We start from the raw sequence: 19175 nt of genomic DNA on the forward strand, positions 1-19175 counted from the left end.
GACGGTGACGGGGCGGGCTGATCCGGCGATCTCGGTCATGACGGCCGCTCTTGCCGGTACAGCACGAGGTGCTCGTGGTAGAGCACACCGCCTCGCACGTCGCCGGTGGCGGTGAAGCCCAGGTCGTCGTGGTAGTCGAGGTGGGTGCCCGTGACGGTGTAGCGGCCGGTGTAGGCGCGCTTGCGACCGTCGCGTTCCTCCTCGTAGCGGCCGTTGGCGAGGAGTTCCTGGCGGATCCGCCCGTCGGCGGTGACCCACATGCCGACGTACGGGTGAGGGGCGCGCGCTGCGCGGCCACTGCCCGGGGCGGCGCAGGCGAGCAGCATGGTGAACAGTCCGAGGAGGTGCAGGGGTTTTCTGAACATGGACGGGCTCCATTGCATGGACAGGTGATGGTCAGGCCGATTCCGCGGGTCGCGGCGGCGCTGGCGACGGTGCGGCTGGTCAGAGCCGGCGGCCGGCGTGTCCGGAGGCGTGCAGGACGCGGTCGCGGGAAGCGCGCACGTCTTCGCGCAGCGTGGACAACTCGACGTCCAGGACGGTGCCGGCCCACTTGCGGACCTGCCCGGCGATCAGGACGGCGTCGATATTGCGGGCGTCGCAGCCCAGGACGAGGGTGCCGATGGGGTCGTTGAGGGGCATGTTGTTGAGGTCTTCTGCGCGTACGACGAGCACGTCGGCCTGCTTGCCCGGGGTCAGGGAGCCGGCGACGTCGCCCAGGCCGATGCTCCTGGCACCCTGCAGGGTGGCGAAGTCGAGAACGTCGTGCACGCCGATCCGGACGGGCTGCTCGCCGGTGCCGTAGACGGCGTGGACGGCGCGCATGCGCTGGACGGTGTGCAGGGCGCGCATCTGCGTGAACATGTCGCTGGCCAGGGCGACTTCGACGTCGATGCTCAGGCCGGGCCGGATACCGGCGGCGAGGGCCTCGTCGATGGCGGGGACCGCGCTCTCCAGGCCGATCTGGGCGTCGGAGGTGGGGGCGAGCGCGACGTTGGCGCCGGTGTCGGCCATCGCCTGCCAGGCCTGCCGGGTCAGGCCGGTGCAGTGGATGAGGGAGACGTGGGGGCCGAGCAGGCCCTGCTCGGCCCAGCCGAGGATGGCCTCGGAGGAGGGCGGGCCGAAGACGGCGTCGATGCTGACGCCGATGCCGAGGTCGCGGGCGGTGCGGGCGAGGTGCTCGCCGTAGGCGAGGTCGGGGCCGGCGACCTCGCCGGTGGCCAGGGCGGCCAGGCGCAGGGTGAGCAGCCCGCCTGCGGCGAAGTGGGTGTCGTGCAGGCGCGTCAGGTCGGCGGGCCATTGGCCGTCCCAGTCGCCGAAGTGTGGGCGCATCGAGGCGTGCACGCCGCGTATGCCGGTGTCGGCCAGCGCCCGGATGGCGGCGTCGGAGTGGGCGGCGGTGCGGGAGTTGTGGGAGAAGTCCAGCATGGTGGTGATGCCGCTGTCGATGGCGGTCAGTGCGGCCAAGCGGGTGCCGATGTACATGTCCTGCGGCTCGTAGGCGGGGGCGATGCCGGCCAGGGTGGAGGTGACGTACTCGCCGAGGTCGTTGACGTCCGGCATGATGCGGCGCAGTTGCGCCTCCCAGGCGTGGCGATGGGTGTCGACGAAGCCCGGGGCCAGGACGGCGCCGCTGACGTCGATGACCAATGCGTCGCCTGCCGGCAGGCCTGCGCCGACGGCGGCGATCCTTTCGCCGTCGATCAGCAGGTCGGCGCGGGGCAGGACGCCCAGCCCCGGGTCCATGGTGACGACGGCGGCGGCTCCGGTGAGCAGGACGCGGCGACCGGGGACGGCGCGGCGCAACTGGTCCAGGGTGGCGTTCAAGGCTTCCTCCGCAGATAAGGGATTAGTGGGGCGCTACTCCATTGAGTCTGTGCAGGTCAGAGGGCATCAACCAGGACGCGTGCTGCCTGGGTGCGGCGCACCCCGGCAGCACATGCGGCCCCCGGATAGCTTGGTCGCATGGACGGCAACCACCTGGGCGAATTCCTGCGCGCGCGCCGCGCCTCCCTGCGGCCGGAGGATGTCGGCATGGCGAGTTACGGGACTCGAAGAGTCGCCGGGTTGCGCCGTGAGGAGGTCGCCGTCCTGGCCGGCGTGAACGCCGACTACTACACCCGCCTGGAACAAGGCCGCGAGCGCAACCCCTCAGGCCAGGTGCTCGACGCTCTCGGCCGCGCGCTGCGCCTCGACGCGGACGCCCGGGCGCACCTGTTCCGGCTGGCCGGGACCACCCCGCACGACCGGCCCTTCACGCAGACCGCCGAGCGGGTCAGCCCGGCGCTGCGCCAGTTGATGGACGGCTATCCCCACACTCCGGCGTTCGTGATGAACCGGACCCTGGACATCCTGGCCACGAACGCCCTGGCCGACGCCCTCTACAGCCCCTTCGAGCCGGCGGACAACCTGGCCCGCATGACCTTCCTCGATCCAGCCGGCCGGCGCTTCTACACCGACTGGGACCGCGCGGCCCAGGCCACCGTCGCCAACCTCCGCCAGGCCGCCGGCTTCGACCCGGACGACCCGCGCCTGGCCGAACTCGTCCGCGATCTCACCGAGCGGAGCGCGGACTTCGCCCGCCTCTGGAAAGCCCACACCGTGCGGGGCAAGACGCAGGACGCCAAGCACCTCCTGCACCCGGACGTCGGCCCGCTCACGCTCACCTACCAGGCCTTCGACGTACGCGACGCCCCCGGCCAGCAACTCGTGATCTACCACGCCGAGCCGGGCGGCGGCAGCGCCCAGGCCCTCGATCTCCTCGGCTCCATCCATGCCACCCGACGCCAGAGCGAACCGCGAAGGTAGAGGGCCGACCCGCCGCGCGGCGACGGAGGTGTTGGGTCCAGATCTCCAGGGCCGGGTCGCTCTCGGCGGTCCGGCGGCGCCGCCACCGCCAGGCCCTCCCCTCACCGGCCGCCTCGCCCCCGGCGTTGGCGAGGGTGAGGGGCGCTGTCATCTCGGACGGTCCTCCGCCCTGCGCAGAGGGATGTGATCGTCAGCGGCCGGCTCATTCCACTGGGCGAGCAGGTGCAGCGCGGTCTCGGACGGACTGCCGGGCTCGGCGTCGTAGATGAAGAGCGTCTGGTCGGGGTCGTCGGCTGGAGTGAGGGCCTGGTAAGTGATGGTGAGGTCGCCGACCAGGGGATGGTGGTAGTCCTTGTTGCCCGTGGTGCGCTGGTGGACCTTGTTGTCGGACCACGAGCGGCGGAATTCCCCGCTGCGGATGGACAGGTCGCCGATCAGAGTACTGAGAGCGGGGTCGTCGGGATGTCGGCCGGCGTCGCGGCGGAGCATGGCGGCCGTGTCGGCGGCGACGATGGGCCAGTTCTTGTACAGCTCGCGGGCGTGCGGGTCGAGGAAGACGAAGCGGGCCTGGTTCCGCTCGGCGGCGGGCAGCGCCCGGAAGTCGGTGATCAGGCGTCCGGCCAGCCGGTTGTGGGCCAGCACGTCGAGGCGGCGGCCCAGGACGAAGCCGGGTCGGCGCGCCGCCTCCAGTATGTCCAGCAGCCGCCAGGTCGCGGGGTGGACCCGCTGCGGGCGGGGGCGCCGCCTGCGCCGGGCGGGCCGGGGACGGGCCAGGGTGTGCAGGTGCTCGCGTTCGGCGTCGTCGAGGTGGAGGGCGGTGGCCAGCGCGTCGAGCACCTCGGGGGAGGCGCTGCGGCTGCGGGCCTGCTCCAGGCGGGTGTAGTAGTCCACGCTCACCCCGGCCAGGCGGGCCAGTTCCTCACGCCGCAGCCCGGCCACGCGGCGCCGGCCCACGAGCGGCTCGTCGAGCCCGGCCTCGTGCGGACTCAGCCTGGCGCGGGCTGAGCGCAGGAACTCCGCCAGGGGGGTGCTGGTTCTGCCATGGTCCATGCCACCCAGTGTCACGCCTTTCCGCAGTGCGCCGACCGGTGAGAGTGGCCCAGTTCGTCCCCCGATGGCTTGGGCCATTCTGCCGCCCGTTTCTGCCGTTCAGGGCTGGTTGAGTGGAGATCGGGCCGCTGATTCGGTCCTGTCCCTCATTCCGTACGAAGGAGTTCTCGCATGTCCACGTGGTTCATCACCGGCGCCGCCCGGGGCCTTGGCCTGGAGATCGCCCGCGCGGCCGTCGCGGGCGGCCACACCGTGGTGGCGGCGGCCCGTAACCCGGACGCCCTGCCCGAAGACCTGCAGCGGTCCGGCCGGGTACTCGCCGTCCGGCTCGACGTCACCCGCGGCGAGCAGATCGCGGGCGCCGTCGCTGCGGCCGTTGAGCGGTTCGGCGGCATCGACGTCCTGGTCAACAACGCCGGCCGGGGGCTGCTGGGCGCGTTGGAGGAGATCACTGACGCCGAGGCGCGTTCCCTGTTCGACCTCAACGTGTTCGGGCTGATCAACCTCACCCGGGCCGTGCTGCCGGGCATGCGCGCCGCGGGTGGCGGCAGGATCGTCAACATCGGGTCGCGGTCCGGTTTCGAGGGCGAGCCGGGGGTGAGCGTGTACGCCGCGTCGAAGTTCGCCGTCGCCGGCCTCAGCGAAGCGCTGGCGGCGGAGCTGGCGCCGTTCGCAATTCAGTGCATGGTCGTCGAGCCTGGCGTCTTCCGTACCGATTTCCTGGACGCCAGCTCCCTGTCCACCGCCGCACGCCGCGTCGGCGCCTACGACGGCACCCCTGCCCACGTCACCCTGGACTGGGCGGGCACCGCCAACCACACCCAGCTCGGCGACCCCGTCAAGGGGGCCGCGCTGATCTACGAGGTGACCTGCCAGGAGGAGCTGCCGGGTCACCTGTACCTCGGGCTCGACACCCTGGAGCGGCTGCAGGTGAAGCTGGACCGGATCGAGCAGGACGTGGCCCCCTGGCGGGACAGATCCGCCGCCACCGCACACGACGACGCGGCCTGACCCCGGGCCCCGCCTTCATCCTTGAAGGATCTGTCATGACCGCTGCTCTTCTCACCGGAGCGCCAACTCGTCCCCGCGCTCCATCAAGGACGCCGTCAACGAACGTGTGGCCCGCAGCGAGCGTCCTCTACCAGCAGCTTCTCGCGGCCATCCGACCTCCCAGGAGGTTCGGGTTCGAGCCGCACGGACCGTGCTTCGTGGCCGCCATCGTCCTGCCGAACTGAAGCCAGAGGCGACTCGACCCGGATCTGCACTCCCAGCAGCTGAGGGACGTCACGCAGATCCTGCGCGGGGGCTGGTCTCCAACTCCTCGTCACCGCACCTCGTCGGCTCCCACGAGGGCGTCGCGGTCGTGATCTTGCAGTGTTCCGACAGCCGCCTCATCGACGAGGCCGTCGGTGTCCTTCGGGCCCGCGGGCTCCAGGCGTAGGCCGGCAGCGGCCGGAAGGTGGCATCACTGGACCTGATCTAAGGACCGAAAATACGAGGTCGGTGAAGACCAGCGGACGCTCCCTCCGCGCCAGTTGGTGAGGAGACCGCCCGGCGGCGGTCAGGTTGGTCCGCAGCCGGCACCTTCCGCCGTCGCTAATTAGGACCAAGACCATTGGCCCGCGGGCGGCGTGACTCTTCCTCTCCGGCCAGTGCGGCCCGCAGTTCCTCGGGCGGTTCCGCGGGCAGGCCCACGGGGAAGACGTCGAGTCGGCTCGGCGCCTTCTCGCCGATCCGGCTCTCCACCACCACCCATTCGCTGTCGGGTGACCAGGCCACGAGGTGCGCCTGGCGCTCCAGTGAGCCGTACATGACGGGGCCGCCTCCGTCCACCCGCCAGACGCTCGGCTCGCGCCGGTGATCCGAGGCGAAAGGGCTCTGCGTGATGAGCACGTACCGGTCGCCGGGGGCCACCGCGATGTCGCGCACCCATCCCCAGTCCGTCGCGATGCGGCCGTGGACGCGGCCGGTGCGTGGCTCGGCGACCGTGATGTCGGGATGGTCCTCGCCGATCAGGAACATCCGAGACTCATCGGCGCTGAATGCCACCTGCCGTAGGCGGCTCGCGTCGAAGCCTTCCGGCAGGACCACGGATGCGTCCGCCCCGCCGGCGGAGTCGACGAACTCGACGCCCGGCAGGAGGTGCCGGGCGCGATACCGCCCCGTAGCGGACCGGACGCTCCCCGGCTCGTGCGGCACCTCGGTCACCGCGCCGGCCGCCAGGTCGTAGGCCCACTGCTCGTCATCAAGGAACGACTTCACCGCCACGACGGGAAGCCCTGGCACCCACATGAGTACCGCGGTCGGCTCGACCCCATGGGCGAGACGCAACCGCTCGGTCCAGTCCGCCGTCTCGTAGACGACAAGCTCCCCGCCCCAGTTGAGGACGGCGAGATGGGCGCCGTCGTCGGAGAACGCCATGCCGCTCACCTGGCGGCCCTCGCGCCTCCCCGCGCGGAACGGCTCGATCACGTGCGCCGGGCGGGAGAAGTCGGGCACGTACGGCGCGTCGCGCGGTTCGGGGGCACTCAAGCCGGTGTCCCAGACGGTCGACCGGGTGTCCCCGGGTTCCAGCCCCTCGAGCCAGCGGGGGTCGGTGACCCGGACCACGTAGTCGCCCTGGACAAGCAGTTCCTCGTCCTGCCAGCCGCCGTCGCGCAGGTAGTAGAACATCCCCAGCCTGTCCCACTGCTCAGACGTCATCGGATGGTTGCGCGTGGCCACCCGCTCCACGCCCTCGATGAACCACCGGGCGTTGGCCGCCACCCAAGCCTCGTCCATCAACGGCTTGTAGTCGAAGACCCGCGCCAGCGGGCGCGGACGGCCGTACGCCCCGTCCGCCGCGAAATCCCACAGCAGCCGCAGGAAGAACACGGCGTTCTCGGGCAGCGGGAAGCCCCCCTCGATCGAGGGCTCGTTGTAAACGACGAACACCCGCAGCCGAAGGCTCCGCCGGTCGTCGGCGACGCCGAGCACGCGCGCACCGTACAGGTCGGTTGACATGGGAACTCCCAGATTCACGCTCGGGACCGGTGCCGCGTTGTGGCAGGGGCAAGCTTGCCAGCAGGGACCGCCATTCCACCCAGAAACGACCACATCGGACGGAAATGCGACGGCTGCGGTACCCGACCGAAGAATTCCAATCAGGCGCCGCCGGGCACGGAGGCTGCGGGGGCGTCTGCAGTCACCTGGCGCCAGGTTTGGGACGGATGGGGACGCAGGCCGGACCGGGACAGGCTTGAGAACACCGCACCGACAAGCCCGTCGTCCTTGCCCACGTCTTAGCGTGATGGGCAGGCACCCTCCGCTACCACCGAAAGAGCGACAGAGCCGTTAACTGGACACACCCCGGTCCGCCCAACAGATTCTCATCAGGAAAAATCTACTGAAGGTCGCGTGTTCCGGCGGTAATAGCTTCACTCCCGACACCAATGTGTTGATGGCAGGTGGAAGTGGATGCGGCTTGACCTGCGCGGACGAGGTTTTCGGCAGGCACAGGCGCGGGCGGTCAGGCGAGCGTGTAGCCGCCCGCGCCGCGCAGGGCCTCCTCCAGCGCGGCGCGGTCCATGGCGACGTCGTCCTTGTGCTTGAGGATCACCAGCGAGTCGCCGCCAGGGAGGATCTCCGTGGCCACCGCGCCGACGTCCGGCACCGCGCTGAGCCGGTCCTTGACGGTGCGCGCGTCGGCCGCGGTGGTCATCCCGGAGATCCGGAACGTCGTGCTGATCATGGTGCCTCCGTTGGGCTCCGGCCGGTTCAGATCCGGCCGTTGAACGCCTGCAGCGCGGCGTCCTCGCGGGTGCCGCCGCGCCCGTCGCCGTAGTCCGCGTAGTCGGTGATCCATTCGACGGATCTGACCCACTTGACCATCTTGTAGCCGTGGTTGGACTCCACCCGCAGCCGCAGCGGCGCACCGAGGTGGACGTCCAGCGGGCGGCCGTTGCGCTCGTAGGCCAGGATCGTGTCGTCCTCCTCGATCATCTCCAGGTCGAGGACGGCGTAGAAGGGCTCGCGCGGCCGGTGGTCGTACATCTCCTGGGCCAGCCCGTGCGAGGTCACCATCACGTAGTTCGCGCCCTCCGGGCGCGGGCCGAGGACCTCCAGGAGGTCGCGCATGCGCACCCCGCCCCATTTCGAGGTGGCCGACCAGCCCTGCATGCAGGTGTGGACGGCGACGTACTCGGTCTTGGGCAGGCGGCGCAGGTCCTCCAGGCCGAGCCGCAGGGTCTGCCCGCTCAGCTCGCCGCCGAGCTCCAGGTGCCAGTCGCGGAACCCGGAGTCCCGGTGCGCGAGCCACTCGGTGGACTCGTCCTCCGTCGGCGGCAGCCCGTTGGTCCAGTGGAACTCGGAGATGTCCTTCTCGGTGTAGGCGTTCTGCCGGCCCATGCGCGGCTTCATCCAGTTCAGGGTGAGCTTGCGGACGGGTTCGGTCAGCGCGACGAGGACCCGCTGGGAGCGTGCCCGGTCCGCCAGCGTGGCGTAGCTCAGCGCTATCCAGAGGCCGATGGCGGCGACGATCGTGATGAGCGCGACGGTGAACGCCTGGGCGTGGCGGGAGGTGTCGGTCACCCCGAAGACCATGTGCGGGAGGTTGTACTCGGGGTGGACGATGAAGACCAGCCCGACGTGCATGACGATGAACGCCGTCATCAGCGCCATGCCGATGAAGTGCAGCGAGCGCGCGCCCTGGTGGCCGCCCCAGAACTTGACGTACCGGGGGAAGCGGGAGCGGACGGCCGGGGACATCGCGATCCCCGTGAGGATCATGAACGGCGCGAGGAGGAACACGACCCCGGTGTACATGAGCATCTGCAGTGCGTCGTAGGGCTGGAAGTGCTCGATCGACGGAACCCCGAAACCGAGGTAGACCTTGAGCGAGTCGAACGCCTCACCGAACACGTCCCACGACGTGGGGACGATCCGGCGCCAGAGCCCGGTGGCGAAGAGCAGGACCACGTACACGAAGCCGTTGATCAACCATAGCGTCACGCCCAGCCCGTGCCAGTGCCGTCCGAGGCCGATGTTCTTCCTGCCCGGCAGGGTGAGCAGCGGGCTGGCGGTGCGCTCGTCCATGAGGGACGTGTAGACGCCTTCCTCCTGCGGCAGCCTGCGCCGCGTGAACTTGATCCACTCGGTGCCGGGCTTGCAGTCGTTGCGCCACCAGAACCGCGGCAGCGAGGAGATGATCTCCCAGCCGCTGCGCAGGACGATGCCCATGAGCACGAAGTTGAGCAGGTGGGTGCTGCGCAGCCACAGCGGGAAGTCGGGGTCCACTCGGTCTCCATCGCTAAGCAAATGACCAGGTTGCTCAGATCATTCACCATTTCGGGCGGTCCGCAAACCCGAACCGCCGGTGCGCGAGCCGCCGAAAACCCGGCCGCTGGCTCGTACCGCCGGCCTCGGCTCCTCGGGGACCCGCGGCCTGGAGGCGCAGACGCTGAAGCTGTTCGACGTGTGCCGGCGGCGCGCGTGGACGACGCCGGTAGGGAGCGCCCGGTGTCGGCGCCGTTCGCCGGGCAGGTGTTCAAGGTGCAGGCCGGGATGGACCGGGCGCACCGGGACCGGCTGGCCTTCGTCCGGGTCTGCTCGGGGCGCTTCGAGCGGGTCATGCCGCCGCGCGAGACGGGGGGCGGCGGGGCGTTGCGTGTGCGCTGAAAAGGGCAGAAGGGCCGTGTGGGAGTTGTCGGCCGCGTGGACGCCTACCAGCGGCGGCATCGCTGGGCGGGGTTGCCGCTCGCGGTGGTGTACAAGTTCGTGGACGACCAGGGCACGTACCTCACGGCGATGATCACCTACTACGGGTTCGTGTCGCTGTTCCCGCTGCTGCTGCTGTTCGTCACGGTGCTGGGCTTCGTGCTGGAGGGCAATCCCGGGCTGCAGCAGCGCGCACTGGATTCGGCGCTCGCGCAGTTCCCGGTCATCGGGGACCAGATCGGCGCGAACATCGGGTCCTTCCGCGGCAGCGAACTGGCGCTCGCCGCGGGCGTCGTGGGCAGCGTGTACGGCGCCTTGGGCGTCGTGCAGGCCGCGCAGAACGCCCTGAACAAGATGTGGGGGGTGCCGCGAAACTCCCGTCCGAACCCGGTCCTCGCCAGGGTGCGCAGCCTGGCGCTGCTGGCGGTCGGCGGCGTGGTGCTCCTGGGGACGGCGCTGCTGTCGGGGATCATCACGTCCAGCGGCGCCTTCGGTACCGGGGTGCGGGCGGTGGTCATCGCGGCGGCGATCGCGATGAACGTCGTGCTGTTCACGGTGACGTTCCGGATGCTGACCGCCCGGCCGCTCACCATCGCGCAGGTGCGGACGGGGGCGATCGTCGCGGCTCTCGTCTGGCAGCTGCTGCAGTGGGCGGGCACCTTCCTGTTCGGTCACTGGCTCCAGGGCGCCAGCGCGACCTACGGCTTGTTCGGCATCGTGCTCGGCCTGCTGACGTGGATCTATCTGGGCGCGCTCACCTTCGTGCTGAGCGCCGAGATCAACGTCGTCCGGGAGCGGCGGCTGTGGCCGCGCAGCCTGCTGACGCCCTTCACCGACAATGTCGAGCTGACCTCCGCGGACCGGCGCGCCTACGCCTCCTACGCGGAGACCGAACGCCACAAGGGCTTCGAGAACGTCGACGTCGACTTCGACCCGCCCCCGCGCGACGACCCGGACTGACCTCCTGGAGGACGGCGACCCACCGGGCGCGTCCTCCTCGACCAGGACGACCTCGTCCTGCGAACGCGACGCGAGCCGGTCGGCCAGCGCGGCACCGATGTTCCCCGCACCCGCGACCACTATCCGCATGCCTTCAGAATGACAGCCGCTCCCACATGTGGTGAGGCTCGCAAGACGGACACCCATGCGTAATCCCCAAGAGCTACCGTGACGCGGGTGTCCATCGTCATATCGGTCATCGCCGCGGCTCTGACGGGGTTCGCCGGGGGCCTGCTGCTCCGGCCCGCCCTGGATCGAATGCTGCGGCGCCGCCCCTCGCTCCGGTCGTTCCGCCGCGAGCTGACCGGCCCGCGCCCCGGCCTGGCCTTCTACGTCATCCCGCCCGGTCTGGGGAACACCGACGAGATCGTGGCCGAGCTGACCGCCGGCCGCCGCCCGCGCCTCTGCCTGATCGGCAGGCTGTGCGGCCCCCTGCCGTACGACGAGGGCGTCGTGCATGACAACGTGCTGCAACGCGGAGCCCTGTGGGTCGCCCCCGGACTCCTGATGTTCGACCCGCGCGGCGACGCGGAGATGAGCGTCCTGGAAGCGCCCTACGGCGTGGAAGCACGAGAACCGATGCTCACCGAGGCGGGCCGGCCGGTCCTCACCATCGACCTGGGCGACGGCGTCCTGGTCTTCGAACCCGCCCCCGACACGGACCTGGAACACGCCTGGAGCCGAATCCGCACCGTCCTAGAGGAAACCACCCCCTGACCAAGCGCCCCGGCCGGTCGGTGAAGCCGATCCGAAGCCGGGATGAAGCCGGTCGGGGTTCACTCTCATTCGCTGCCCTGCTCGCCGGGGTCGGGCAGGATGACGAGTGAGTGGAGAGTGGCATGGCTCGTGATTCCTCCTGGCCGGGTCTCAAGAGGGCGGCGACCCGCACCAGCGTTTGTGTGGGCCGGCCTGTGGGCCGTCGCGCTCATCTTGATTCTTTTCATGGTGTTCGTGGTGAGCAACACCGGCGATGTGCGGATCTCCTTCGCCGGCATGAGCGGTGTTCTGCCGCCGGCGGTCGTGCTCATGGCCGCGATGTCCGCCGGGATCGCGGTCATTCTGATCCTGGGCACCGCCCGCCTCACGCAGCTGCGCCCGCTGACCCGCAGGCGCCCGCGCTGAGGGACCGTCCCACCGGCTCGGCGTCTTGCGGTCACAGATCTGTTCGGGCGAGGTGGTCGGCGGTGCCGCCGCGCCATTCGATGAGGAAGAGGGTGGCGTCGTCGCTGGTGATCCCGCCTCTTTCCCGCATGAGTGTGTGGGAAAGTTCCCGCACCATTTGCTGCACGGTCGCGCTGGCGGGGCCGACGCGTTCGATCGTGGCGATCAGGCGTTCCTCGCCGAACTGTTCTCCGCCGGTGGTGTGCTCTTCGATGAGGCCGTCGGTGTAGGCCAGGACCCGGTCGCCGGGGCGGAGCCGTTTGCTGTTGATCTGGGGTGTTGAGCCGCCGACGCCGACGGGCTGGGTGCCGTGGCCTTCCAGTGTGCCGATGACGTGGTGATCGCGGATCAGCATGGGTGCCGGGTGGCCGGCATTGACCCACTGCAGGTGGCCGGTCCCGATGTTGAGCCGCATCATCTGTGCGGTGACGAAGTGGTCGGGACCGAACTGGGCGTCGATGGCGGTGTCCATGAACGCGTACAGCTCGGCGAGGCCGGCGTCGGCGCGTCTGGCGTGCCGGTAGGCGCCCACGGCGACGGTGGCCAGTACGGCGGCGTTCAGGCCGTGGCCCATCGCGTCGATCACGGCCAGGTGCAGGATGTCGTCGTTGAGGGCGTAGTCGAGGCTGTCGCCTGCGACGTTATATGCGGGTTCCAGGATTCCGGCGACGGCGACCTGCGGCGTCGTCATGGTGAGCGGGGGCAGCAGTGACCACCGAATCTCAGCGGGCACGCTCAGCGGTTCACGCCGTCGTGCCTGGAGAAACTGGTCGGTGTAGTGGTTCTTGGTCACCAGCATGTCGGCGACCAGGCCCGCAAGCCGTCGCAGCAGCCGGCGGTCGTCATCGTTGACGCTGTCCAGGGTCAGCGACATCACCCCGATCTCGTCGCTGCCGTCCAGCAGCGGCAGGAACATGCGCACGCCGTCGGCTTGCCGTTGTTCGACGATCGTCTCGAACAGAAACGCACGTCCGGCCGGGGAACCTGCCAAGGGCAGCGGTTCCCCGTCGGTGAGGCCGCGGCCCGGCAGTGGCACCAGAGTCAGCTGGGCGTAGTCCTGCAACAGGATCGAGACGTCCCGGCCGCCGATCGCGCGCACCTCCTCGGCCACCAGCGGAGCGATGAGCTGGGGCGGCATCTCGTGCGCCCGGTCCAGCAACTGCCCTAGCAGCCGTTCACCGAAGCCTTCACTCCGGTCCACGGTGTCCTTGGGCCCGGTCAGTTCCCCCACGGCCGTTTACGTGCCCCAATACACATCATCAACTCCATGTGTCCGAGACTGTTCAGCTCGTGATCGGCTCGCCTTGGTGACCCGTTGACCACCGGAAGCCTGGCCGGAGTCAGACCTGACGTTCGTGGACGTAGCACCATCTCCAGGTGGATCCCGGTTCCATCGTGGCGGTGAGCGGATGATCGGTCTCCTGGTAATGCGCTCGTGCGTGCCGGTGCGGCGAGTCGTCGGAGCACGCTACCCAACCGCAGCTCAAACAGATCCGGAGGGCCGTCCACGCGTGGACGCGCCTACTATCAGTTGACCTCGGCTTTCAGCGGGCTGTAACGAGCGATACGAGCAAGCTCGATCAGTGGGGGCGATAACCGCCGGCATCTGTCGTGACCCGCATGACGCGGGGGCCGCGGGTCGTCGTGATGCTGACGGAGGTGATGCCGAACCGTCTATGTTGAGTGGCGGGGCCTTGGCCGGCACAACCGAGGAGATGAGGCCCATGAGCGGGACCGTGCCCGAAGTCTGGGTCGAGGCCGGTGGGGGCCATGATCTGATCCGTGCTGATTCCATCGTGATGCTCCGCCTGGACGAGACCGGACGGTTGACCGCGCAGCTTCGTGATGACGCCAAGGTCAGTGTGACCCTTCTGGAAGGCTCGTCCGGCGTCCGCCCGCCAGGTGACTTCCATCGCCAGCTGATCCGGGCGGTCGCCCAGCTCGCCGACTCCAGCACCGCGCACCTCGTCCGCGCACGGCATGAGGGGGGTGTCTGGCGCTGGGTCAGTGAAGCCCTCTAGGGCACGCCGCGATGTAGGTTCGGCAAGCAGGCCTCGCTGTTCCAGCTCAGAAGGTGGGAGATGTGGAACTGCGCCAGCTCCGCTATTTCGTCGCCGTTTACTCAGGCGCTCTACCCGGACCTGGTGATCCACCAGGTGGAGGTCGGTGTCCCCGAGCAGTATCAGCAACTCGTCGACGGGCGTCTCGACGTGGGCATCGGCCGTGCCGCACTGGCACCGAGGGGCGTCACCTCACACCTGTTCCGCCTGGACCGTCTCGGAGTCCTGATCCCTCGCGGGCACCGGTTCGCCGAACTGGACGCGGTGCCGGTCGAGGCCCTCGCCCGTGAACCGCTGCTGCTGGCCGAGGAGATGAAGGCTCCGGAGTTCAACCAGTTCACCGTCGAGATGTGCCGGACCGCCGGCTTCGCCCCGACGGTGTACGAGGGCACCGTCGACAGCATCCGCGCCGCGTCCGCGCTCGTCGCCCAGGGCCGCTGCCTGAGCCGCGTCCCCTCCTCCTGCATCTCCGCGCTCCCGGGGACGATCTGGCGCCCGCTCACCGAACCGGTGTCCTTCTATCCCTGGTCGATCCTGTGGCGCGAGGCGGACGATTCCGATCATGTGCGCGCCGTCGTCGCCTGCGCCCGGAACATGTCCGAACGGCTCGGCTGGCTGGCCGCCGCGGACCAGACGACCGGCTGACCCGGGAATCCCGATCGGGCCGACCGGTCCGCTCGGTGATCGGTTGCGGTGATCGGTTCAGCGCGTATCGGCTGGGCGCGTGGGCGGGCACGGCGAACTCAGTCCTGGTCGGCGCCGGTGTCGATGCGCCGCCTGAGTTGGGTGTTGATGCGCATGGCTTCGGCGAGTTGGTCTTGAAGGATGATGATGCGGCAGGCCGCGTCCAGGGGGGTGCCCTGGTCGACCAGGTCGCGGGCGCGCTGGGCCAGGCGCAGTTGGTAGCGGGAGTAGCGGCGGTGGCCGCCGGTCGAGCGTTGCGGGACGAACAGCTTGGCGGCGTCCAGGCCGCGCAGGAACCCGGGGGTGACGCCGAGGATCTCGGCGGCCCGGCCCATGCTGTAGGCGGGGTAGTCCTCGTCGTCGAGCTTGTCGTCCAGTCTGCTGTCGGGCCCGGTGTCGGAGTCGTCCTGCCCTCCGGGATCGTCTGGCACCGGGCCTGACTGGGCAGGGTGCGGGTCGCGGTGTGCCGGGTGGGTGCCGGGCTCAGCCAGCTGAGGTGCTCTCACAGAACCTTCCGTACTGTCGTGGGTTGTAGGTGCCGGACGCCTGCCGGGCTGGACCATGCCGGAAACGACGGGGCCCCGGCGCCAAGGGCGGCGCCGGGGCCATGAGGTACAACACCATCTATCCGGCGCTGCGGCCGGTTGTCTTCCGCGCCGCCCGCCTGAAGCGGGGGCGCGGGGATCGCGGATGCGTGACCGTAGACCACCGTCCAATCTGTGGGGCTGCGGTGCCCGCGCGGAGTGACTGGAACCCGCTGCGGGCGATCCCGATGGTGCCGAGACCCTCCTTCCGTGTTCTTCCTACCTTCGTTACCTGTTTCTCCTGCGGTGTTGCGACTTGCCTTCCTGCCACCGGCGGCCCGTTGGCCGCCGGGCGCGGAGCCGGCTGCCGGGGTCCCTTCCACTGCGTTGACCCCGGCACGCCCGGCCCGCGTCATCCATCTACGCGGGCAGTTCGTCATCTGCCGCACCTGCTGGACTTGTTCCTCTTCAATGACAGGAACCATACCCCACACCGCAGCGAATATCTACTTCGGCCAGCAGAGGTTTCCGGAGATCAGTGGATGTGAATATCTGCCGTTGTCGCGTGGAAGTGCCCGGACCAGGGGTTTCCGGGGTCGCGGCGGGGGGCGTTTCGGCTGGTGAGGCCGGTGATGGCGCGGTCCAGGGTGGCGGTGACGGGGATGTACTGGTCCAGGCAGGTGCGGTGCAGGATCCAGCGGCACATCTGTGGCGGTTAGGCGATGACCAGGTCGTCGGCGCGGGCGCGGACCGCGTTGCCGATCGCCACCAGCGCGCCCAGCCCGGAGGCGTCGCAGAAGGTCACCGGGCCCAGATGCAGGACCAGCAAGGGCGGTGAGGCCGACCGCGCGGCCGAGAGCGCGTGCTCGCGCAACAGACCGGCGGTAGCGTTGTCGATCTCCCCGTCGACGTGCACCACCACGATCCGGCCACCCGGGCGGGGCTCGGTGCGCACCCTCAACCGCGCCCCGGGCGCGGACGGCGACCGCCCGGCGGCATCGTCGCTCACACCAATCACCCTCCGCCGGGGTTATCGGCTGGTACCCGGCCCCCGCCTGCGGAGAACGCGCTGGACCAGTGACGGACAGACCGACCACCGGCGACCCGGGCTCAGCGCCGACCCGGATCCCCGAAGACCGTGTTCGAGGAAACGGACCGCCACTGGTCGAGCGATGATGTTCGGCACGAACGCCGCACCAAGTCCGCCGGCCGGCTCGTGGCGCAGGCACCGCTCATCGGCTCCGTGCCGCCTGCGCCAGCGGGCTTGTGCGGTGGCTGGCCCGGTTGCGCGAATGGTCCGATCGGCAGCCGGGCGAGTTCGCTGGTACGGCGGCGCAGCGTCCGGACCCGCTGCCGTGCACGGTCGGTTACCAGAGTGCCCTCCTGCCGGTCGGCGGCGGCCGCAGTCGCGGCAGCCTCCACGAGCGACGTGGCGACGCTCCGGGAGATCGCCGCGAAATATGCGGCGACCGGTCCAGTCTGGACAATATCCACGCTCAGGCACCCGCATTGTCGCCGGACGTCTCGCAATGATCCGGGACATGGGCGTCCCAATTCAGATCGCGTCGACCGCGTGAGCCGCGAGCCCCCGGCCGAGCCCGCCAGGACCGCTGAGGCGGCCCTCCCGTGACCTGCGCCCGCTCCGCGAGCCTAACCCGTCCACCACCGGACACACCATTTCGACGACTTTCCGCGCCCGGTCAAGCTGGGCGGCCAAGGGCATGGCGGCCTTGGCTCTGTCATGCGGAGACGGCGACGTCCACGTGACAGCAGCCCTCTCGCGCCGCAAGCGGCCAGACGGTGAAGCCGTCGTCGGGCGTCTCCACGAAGATGCGGTGCTGGTCCGCGGCGACGCCGGTGGCCGGCTGTCCGAGTAGCCGGGCCAGGACGTAGGCGGCGGCCAGGCTGGTGACGTCGCGGATGGTCCCCAGCGGCAGGAGAGAGCGGGTTTCGGCTATCGCCTCGTGCTCGCCGGCCCTCAGCACGACCCTGGTCTCGGGGGAGATTCCGTGTGCGGCGATGGCCACGGCGATGTTGTCGAGGTCGTTCGAGCCCACCGCGGCCAGGGCGATGGCCCGATGGAGGTGAAGGCGCTCCAGCACCGCCCGGTCGCCGCCGTGGCCCTTCACCACCGGGATGCCGTGGGACCGGGCAAGTCGTACGTTCGGTGCGTTGGGATCGCGTTCCACACCCACCACCGAAATGCCCAGGAGCTGCAGTTCGCGGCACAGCCGCAGCCCCACCTGGCCGACGCCGACGACGATCACATGTCCGAAGCGGGGTACGGTACGAGGCCCGATCAGCCCGACCAGCTTGGGCCCGAGCATGCGGTCGACGAGGCCGGCGGTGAACATCGCGCTGAAGATGATGGTGCCGAGCATGGCCGCGCTGGAGGCCACCTGGTAGAGGGGGGAGTGGTGCGGGGCGGTGGCAGGACCGACGGTCGTGACGACCCGGGCGGCGTCGAAGAACGCCTCCGCGGGAGGGCGGCCGAGGCTCAGCAGCCAGGCCCAGTCTCCTAACAACGCGACGAGCATACCCGCCATGCCTGCGAGCATGATCCGTGTGCCGACGTCGTGCGGGCGCAGTTGCCCGGCGAGCCGGCGCAGCCGTGACAGCAAAGATGCCCGTTCGGGCTGCCACGGCTCCGTCCGGGGTTCTTGGCCGATCACCTGTACGGCCTGGGGCCCGTGGCCACCGTGCCGCAGGGCGGTGAAGGTCGCGTCGACACACGGCCCGGCCAGGGCCGGTGCCACCAGACTGGCGGGGGAGGTGACGTCGCACTGCGGCAGCAGGCGCAGCAGCTCGTGGGCGACCGTCCGGTCGAAGATCGTCACGATGATCGGGACACTGGCGGAGATGTTGGCGATGGCCAGCGCGTAACGCAGGGCCGCGACGTCATCGTGGAGCAGCACCGCGACACCTTGAGGGCGTGCGGTCATCACGGTGCGCAGCTCCTCGTCGCGGGGTTCGGTGAAATGTTGGACACTGTGCCCACCTTCATGCAGCGACGCGCATACGTGGCGGGCCAGGTTGGTCTCACCGATGACGATGAACGAGCGGAAGCCGTGTGAAACGGGGACCTCGTTCATGACACGGGTTCCGCCGTCGGCCTATCGCAGTCGTCCGATACGTATGGGTCACATGTCAGGCATCGTGGCATGCCGCAGGTGACGCAGCGGGCCATGCTCTTCCCGCAATGACACGGCAGGGTTTCTTCGTCCGTCGTTCGGGCACGGGTGATCGACACGTGGCTCACTGCCTGATTCGTCCTTCTGTCGAGGGCGTTCTGGATGCGGGACCGTGCGCTGAGTGGGGCCTCGCATACGACTGTGCGGCGCTCTCGGGATTCCGCACGCGGACGCGTCGATACCAACCGGACAGGTTCGTGAGTAGGGAGGCGGTGCCCTGTCCAAGTCGTCCAGGGGGTCGGGGCTGAGCGTGTGCCGCTCGAAACTTCTCGGTTTCGGGCTGTGACCTGGGGTTTTGCTGCACGATCAGCAGAGTGACTGGGATCATCTCGAGGTGCTGTTGTCGTTGGTCTACCGGTTGGTGAGGTGCTTGCTCGGCGTGCTGGAGGTGTTGGTCCGGTCTGATCTGTCGAAGAACGCCGAGCTGCTGGTGTTGCGTCATGAGAACCAGGTGCTGCGTCGTCAGGTGGGCGGTCGCCGGTTGCGGTGGGATCACCTCGACCGGCTCTGGTTGGCGGCGTTGTCCCGATCGGTGCACCGCCGCCGGTGGGCGGAGGTCTTCCCGGTCACCCCAGCCACGATCTTGCGCTGGCACCGCAGTCTGGTCGCCCGCAAGTGGACGTTTACCGACCGACGTCGGCCGGGGCGACCATCGACCGGGGTTTCGGTCAAGGCACTGATTCTGCGGATGGCGCGGGAGAACCCGACCTGGGGCCATCGGAGAATCCAGGGTGAGCCGGCCCGGCTCGGGTATGTGATCGCCGCATCCACGGTGTGGGAGATTTGGCACGCTGCTGGCATCGATCCCGTGCCCCGGCGTGCCGGCCCGACGTGGCGGCAGTTCCTGACGGCCCAGGCGCACGCGATCATCGCCTGCGATTTCTTCACGGTGGAGACGGTGCTGCTCAAGAGGTTGTACGTGCTGGTGTTCATCGAGCACGGGACCCGCAGACTCCACCTGGGCGGCGTGACGGAAAACGCGTCGTCGCAGGCATGATCAGCGA

Annotated in this window: 20 protein-coding genes and 1 pseudogene; 9 read left to right on the forward strand and 12 right to left on the reverse strand. The window is 69.6% G+C overall.

The genetic code is table 11. From position 1 onward, the window contains the following. Positions 1-35: 35 nt before the first annotated feature. Together ACGFIS_RS01285 and ACGFIS_RS01290 are read right to left on the reverse strand one after the other, a co-directional pair. Complete coding sequence (locus ACGFIS_RS01285; protein ID WP_392968950.1) at positions 36-365, reverse strand: Atu4866 domain-containing protein; 330 nt, start codon at positions 363-365, stop codon at positions 36-38. A 79-nt stretch (positions 366-444) separates the two neighbouring features. Continuing rightward, on the reverse strand, positions 445-1827 hold the full coding sequence (locus tag ACGFIS_RS01290; protein ID WP_392968953.1) for an amidohydrolase family protein: 1383 nt from the start codon (positions 1825-1827) through the stop codon (positions 445-447). A gap of 138 nt (positions 1828-1965) precedes the next feature. Here ACGFIS_RS01290 and ACGFIS_RS01295 point away from each other — a divergent pair, with 138 nt between their 5' ends. Next, a complete protein-coding gene (locus ACGFIS_RS01295) occupies positions 1966-2808 on the forward strand; it encodes a helix-turn-helix transcriptional regulator (protein ID WP_392907143.1) in 843 nt (280 codons plus the stop codon). Positions 2809-2955: 147 nt separating this feature from the next. Here ACGFIS_RS01295 and ACGFIS_RS01300 read toward each other — a convergent pair whose 3' ends face one another. Beyond that, positions 2956-3858, reverse strand: a complete 903-nt coding sequence (locus ACGFIS_RS01300) for a helix-turn-helix transcriptional regulator (protein ID WP_392907139.1) — start codon at positions 3856-3858, stop codon at positions 2956-2958. 171 nt (positions 3859-4029) lie between these two features. Here ACGFIS_RS01300 and ACGFIS_RS01305 point away from each other — a divergent pair, with 171 nt between their 5' ends. Then, on the forward strand, positions 4030-4869 hold the full coding sequence (locus ACGFIS_RS01305) for an SDR family NAD(P)-dependent oxidoreductase (RefSeq protein ID WP_392907136.1): 840 nt from the start codon (positions 4030-4032) through the stop codon (positions 4867-4869). Between the two features lie 585 nt (positions 4870-5454). On the opposite strand, the gene ACGFIS_RS01310 is transcribed toward ACGFIS_RS01305, so the two are convergent. The 3 genes from ACGFIS_RS01310 to ACGFIS_RS01320 all read right to left on the reverse strand — a co-directional run bounded on the left by ACGFIS_RS01310 (position 5455) and on the right by ACGFIS_RS01320 (position 9132). Next, complete coding sequence (locus tag ACGFIS_RS01310; protein WP_392968955.1) at positions 5455-6861, reverse strand: hypothetical protein; 1407 nt, start codon at positions 6859-6861, stop codon at positions 5455-5457. Positions 6862-7366: 505 nt separating this feature from the next. Beyond that, on the reverse strand, positions 7367-7588 hold the full coding sequence (locus ACGFIS_RS01315; RefSeq protein ID WP_392907131.1) for a heavy metal transporter: 222 nt from the start codon (positions 7586-7588) through the stop codon (positions 7367-7369). A gap of 26 nt (positions 7589-7614) precedes the next feature. Next, complete coding sequence (locus ACGFIS_RS01320) at positions 7615-9132, reverse strand: molybdopterin-dependent oxidoreductase (RefSeq protein ID WP_392907129.1); 1518 nt, start codon at positions 9130-9132, stop codon at positions 7615-7617. 183 nt (positions 9133-9315) lie between these two features. Here ACGFIS_RS01320 and ACGFIS_RS01325 point away from each other — a divergent pair. From ACGFIS_RS01325 to ACGFIS_RS01340, 4 genes and pseudogenes are all read left to right on the forward strand, one after another. Then, positions 9316-9468: pseudogene (locus ACGFIS_RS01325) on the forward strand (hypothetical protein); the annotation flags it as partial. 63 nt (positions 9469-9531) lie between these two features. Then, positions 9532-10512: a YihY/virulence factor BrkB family protein gene (locus ACGFIS_RS01330; RefSeq protein ID WP_392907127.1), complete on the forward strand. Its 981-nt coding sequence runs from the start codon at positions 9532-9534 to the stop codon at positions 10510-10512. A 216-nt stretch (positions 10513-10728) separates the two neighbouring features. After that, positions 10729-11268 carry a hypothetical protein gene (locus tag ACGFIS_RS01335; protein WP_392907125.1) on the forward strand — a complete coding sequence of 180 codons (540 nt, stop codon included), beginning with the start codon at positions 10729-10731 and terminating at the stop codon, positions 11266-11268. A 225-nt stretch (positions 11269-11493) separates the two neighbouring features. Continuing rightward, complete coding sequence (locus ACGFIS_RS01340; RefSeq protein ID WP_392907122.1) at positions 11494-11673, forward strand: hypothetical protein; 180 nt, start codon at positions 11494-11496, stop codon at positions 11671-11673. Between the two features lie 31 nt (positions 11674-11704). Here the strand turns inward: ACGFIS_RS01340 and ACGFIS_RS01345 are convergent, their stop codons facing one another. Further along, entirely contained in the window at positions 11705-12913 is a 1209-nt protein-coding gene (locus ACGFIS_RS01345; protein ID WP_392968958.1) for a PP2C family protein-serine/threonine phosphatase, read from the reverse strand. A gap of 139 nt (positions 12914-13052) precedes the next feature. Further along, the gene (locus tag ACGFIS_RS01350; RefSeq protein ID WP_392907117.1) at positions 13053-13199 is read right to left on the reverse strand and encodes a UBP-type zinc finger domain-containing protein; all 147 of its coding nucleotides are present in this window, start codon (positions 13197-13199) and stop codon (positions 13053-13055) included. Positions 13200-13436: 237 nt separating this feature from the next. Between ACGFIS_RS01350 and ACGFIS_RS01355 the strand changes: the two genes are divergently transcribed. Both ACGFIS_RS01355 and ACGFIS_RS01360 read left to right on the forward strand, forming a co-directional pair. Beyond that, on the forward strand, positions 13437-13733 hold the full coding sequence (locus ACGFIS_RS01355) for a hypothetical protein (protein WP_392907114.1): 297 nt from the start codon (positions 13437-13439) through the stop codon (positions 13731-13733). Between the two features lie 60 nt (positions 13734-13793). Next, positions 13794-14417: a LysR family substrate-binding domain-containing protein gene (locus tag ACGFIS_RS01360; RefSeq protein WP_392907112.1), complete on the forward strand. Its 624-nt coding sequence runs from the start codon at positions 13794-13796 to the stop codon at positions 14415-14417. A 98-nt stretch (positions 14418-14515) separates the two neighbouring features. On the opposite strand, the gene ACGFIS_RS01365 is transcribed toward ACGFIS_RS01360, so the two are convergent. The 4 genes from ACGFIS_RS01365 to ACGFIS_RS01380 form a co-directional block, all read right to left on the reverse strand. Further along, the gene (locus tag ACGFIS_RS01365; RefSeq protein ID WP_392907606.1) at positions 14516-14791 is read right to left on the reverse strand and encodes a MerR family transcriptional regulator; all 276 of its coding nucleotides are present in this window, start codon (positions 14789-14791) and stop codon (positions 14516-14518) included. 724 nt (positions 14792-15515) lie between these two features. Beyond that, positions 15516-15686 (reverse strand): hypothetical protein, encoded by a 171-nt coding sequence (locus ACGFIS_RS01370; protein WP_392907110.1) that lies wholly within the window; start codon positions 15684-15686, stop codon positions 15516-15518. A 9-nt stretch (positions 15687-15695) separates the two neighbouring features. Further along, positions 15696-15989: an STAS domain-containing protein gene (locus tag ACGFIS_RS01375; protein WP_392907108.1), complete on the reverse strand. Its 294-nt coding sequence runs from the start codon at positions 15987-15989 to the stop codon at positions 15696-15698. Between the two features lie 730 nt (positions 15990-16719). Beyond that, positions 16720-18072 (reverse strand): NAD-binding protein, encoded by a 1353-nt coding sequence (locus tag ACGFIS_RS01380; protein ID WP_392907105.1) that lies wholly within the window; start codon positions 18070-18072, stop codon positions 16720-16722. Between the two features lie 394 nt (positions 18073-18466). Here ACGFIS_RS01380 and ACGFIS_RS01385 point away from each other — a divergent pair, with 394 nt between their 5' ends. Beyond that, a complete protein-coding gene (locus ACGFIS_RS01385) occupies positions 18467-19168 on the forward strand; it encodes a hypothetical protein (protein WP_392907103.1) in 702 nt (233 codons plus the stop codon). Positions 19169-19175: the final 7 nt, after the last annotated feature.

The organism is Spirillospora sp. NPDC048824, from assembly GCF_043198455.1.
In the GTDB taxonomy this organism is placed as follows: Bacteria; Actinomycetota; Actinomycetes; order Streptosporangiales; family Streptosporangiaceae; genus Spirillospora.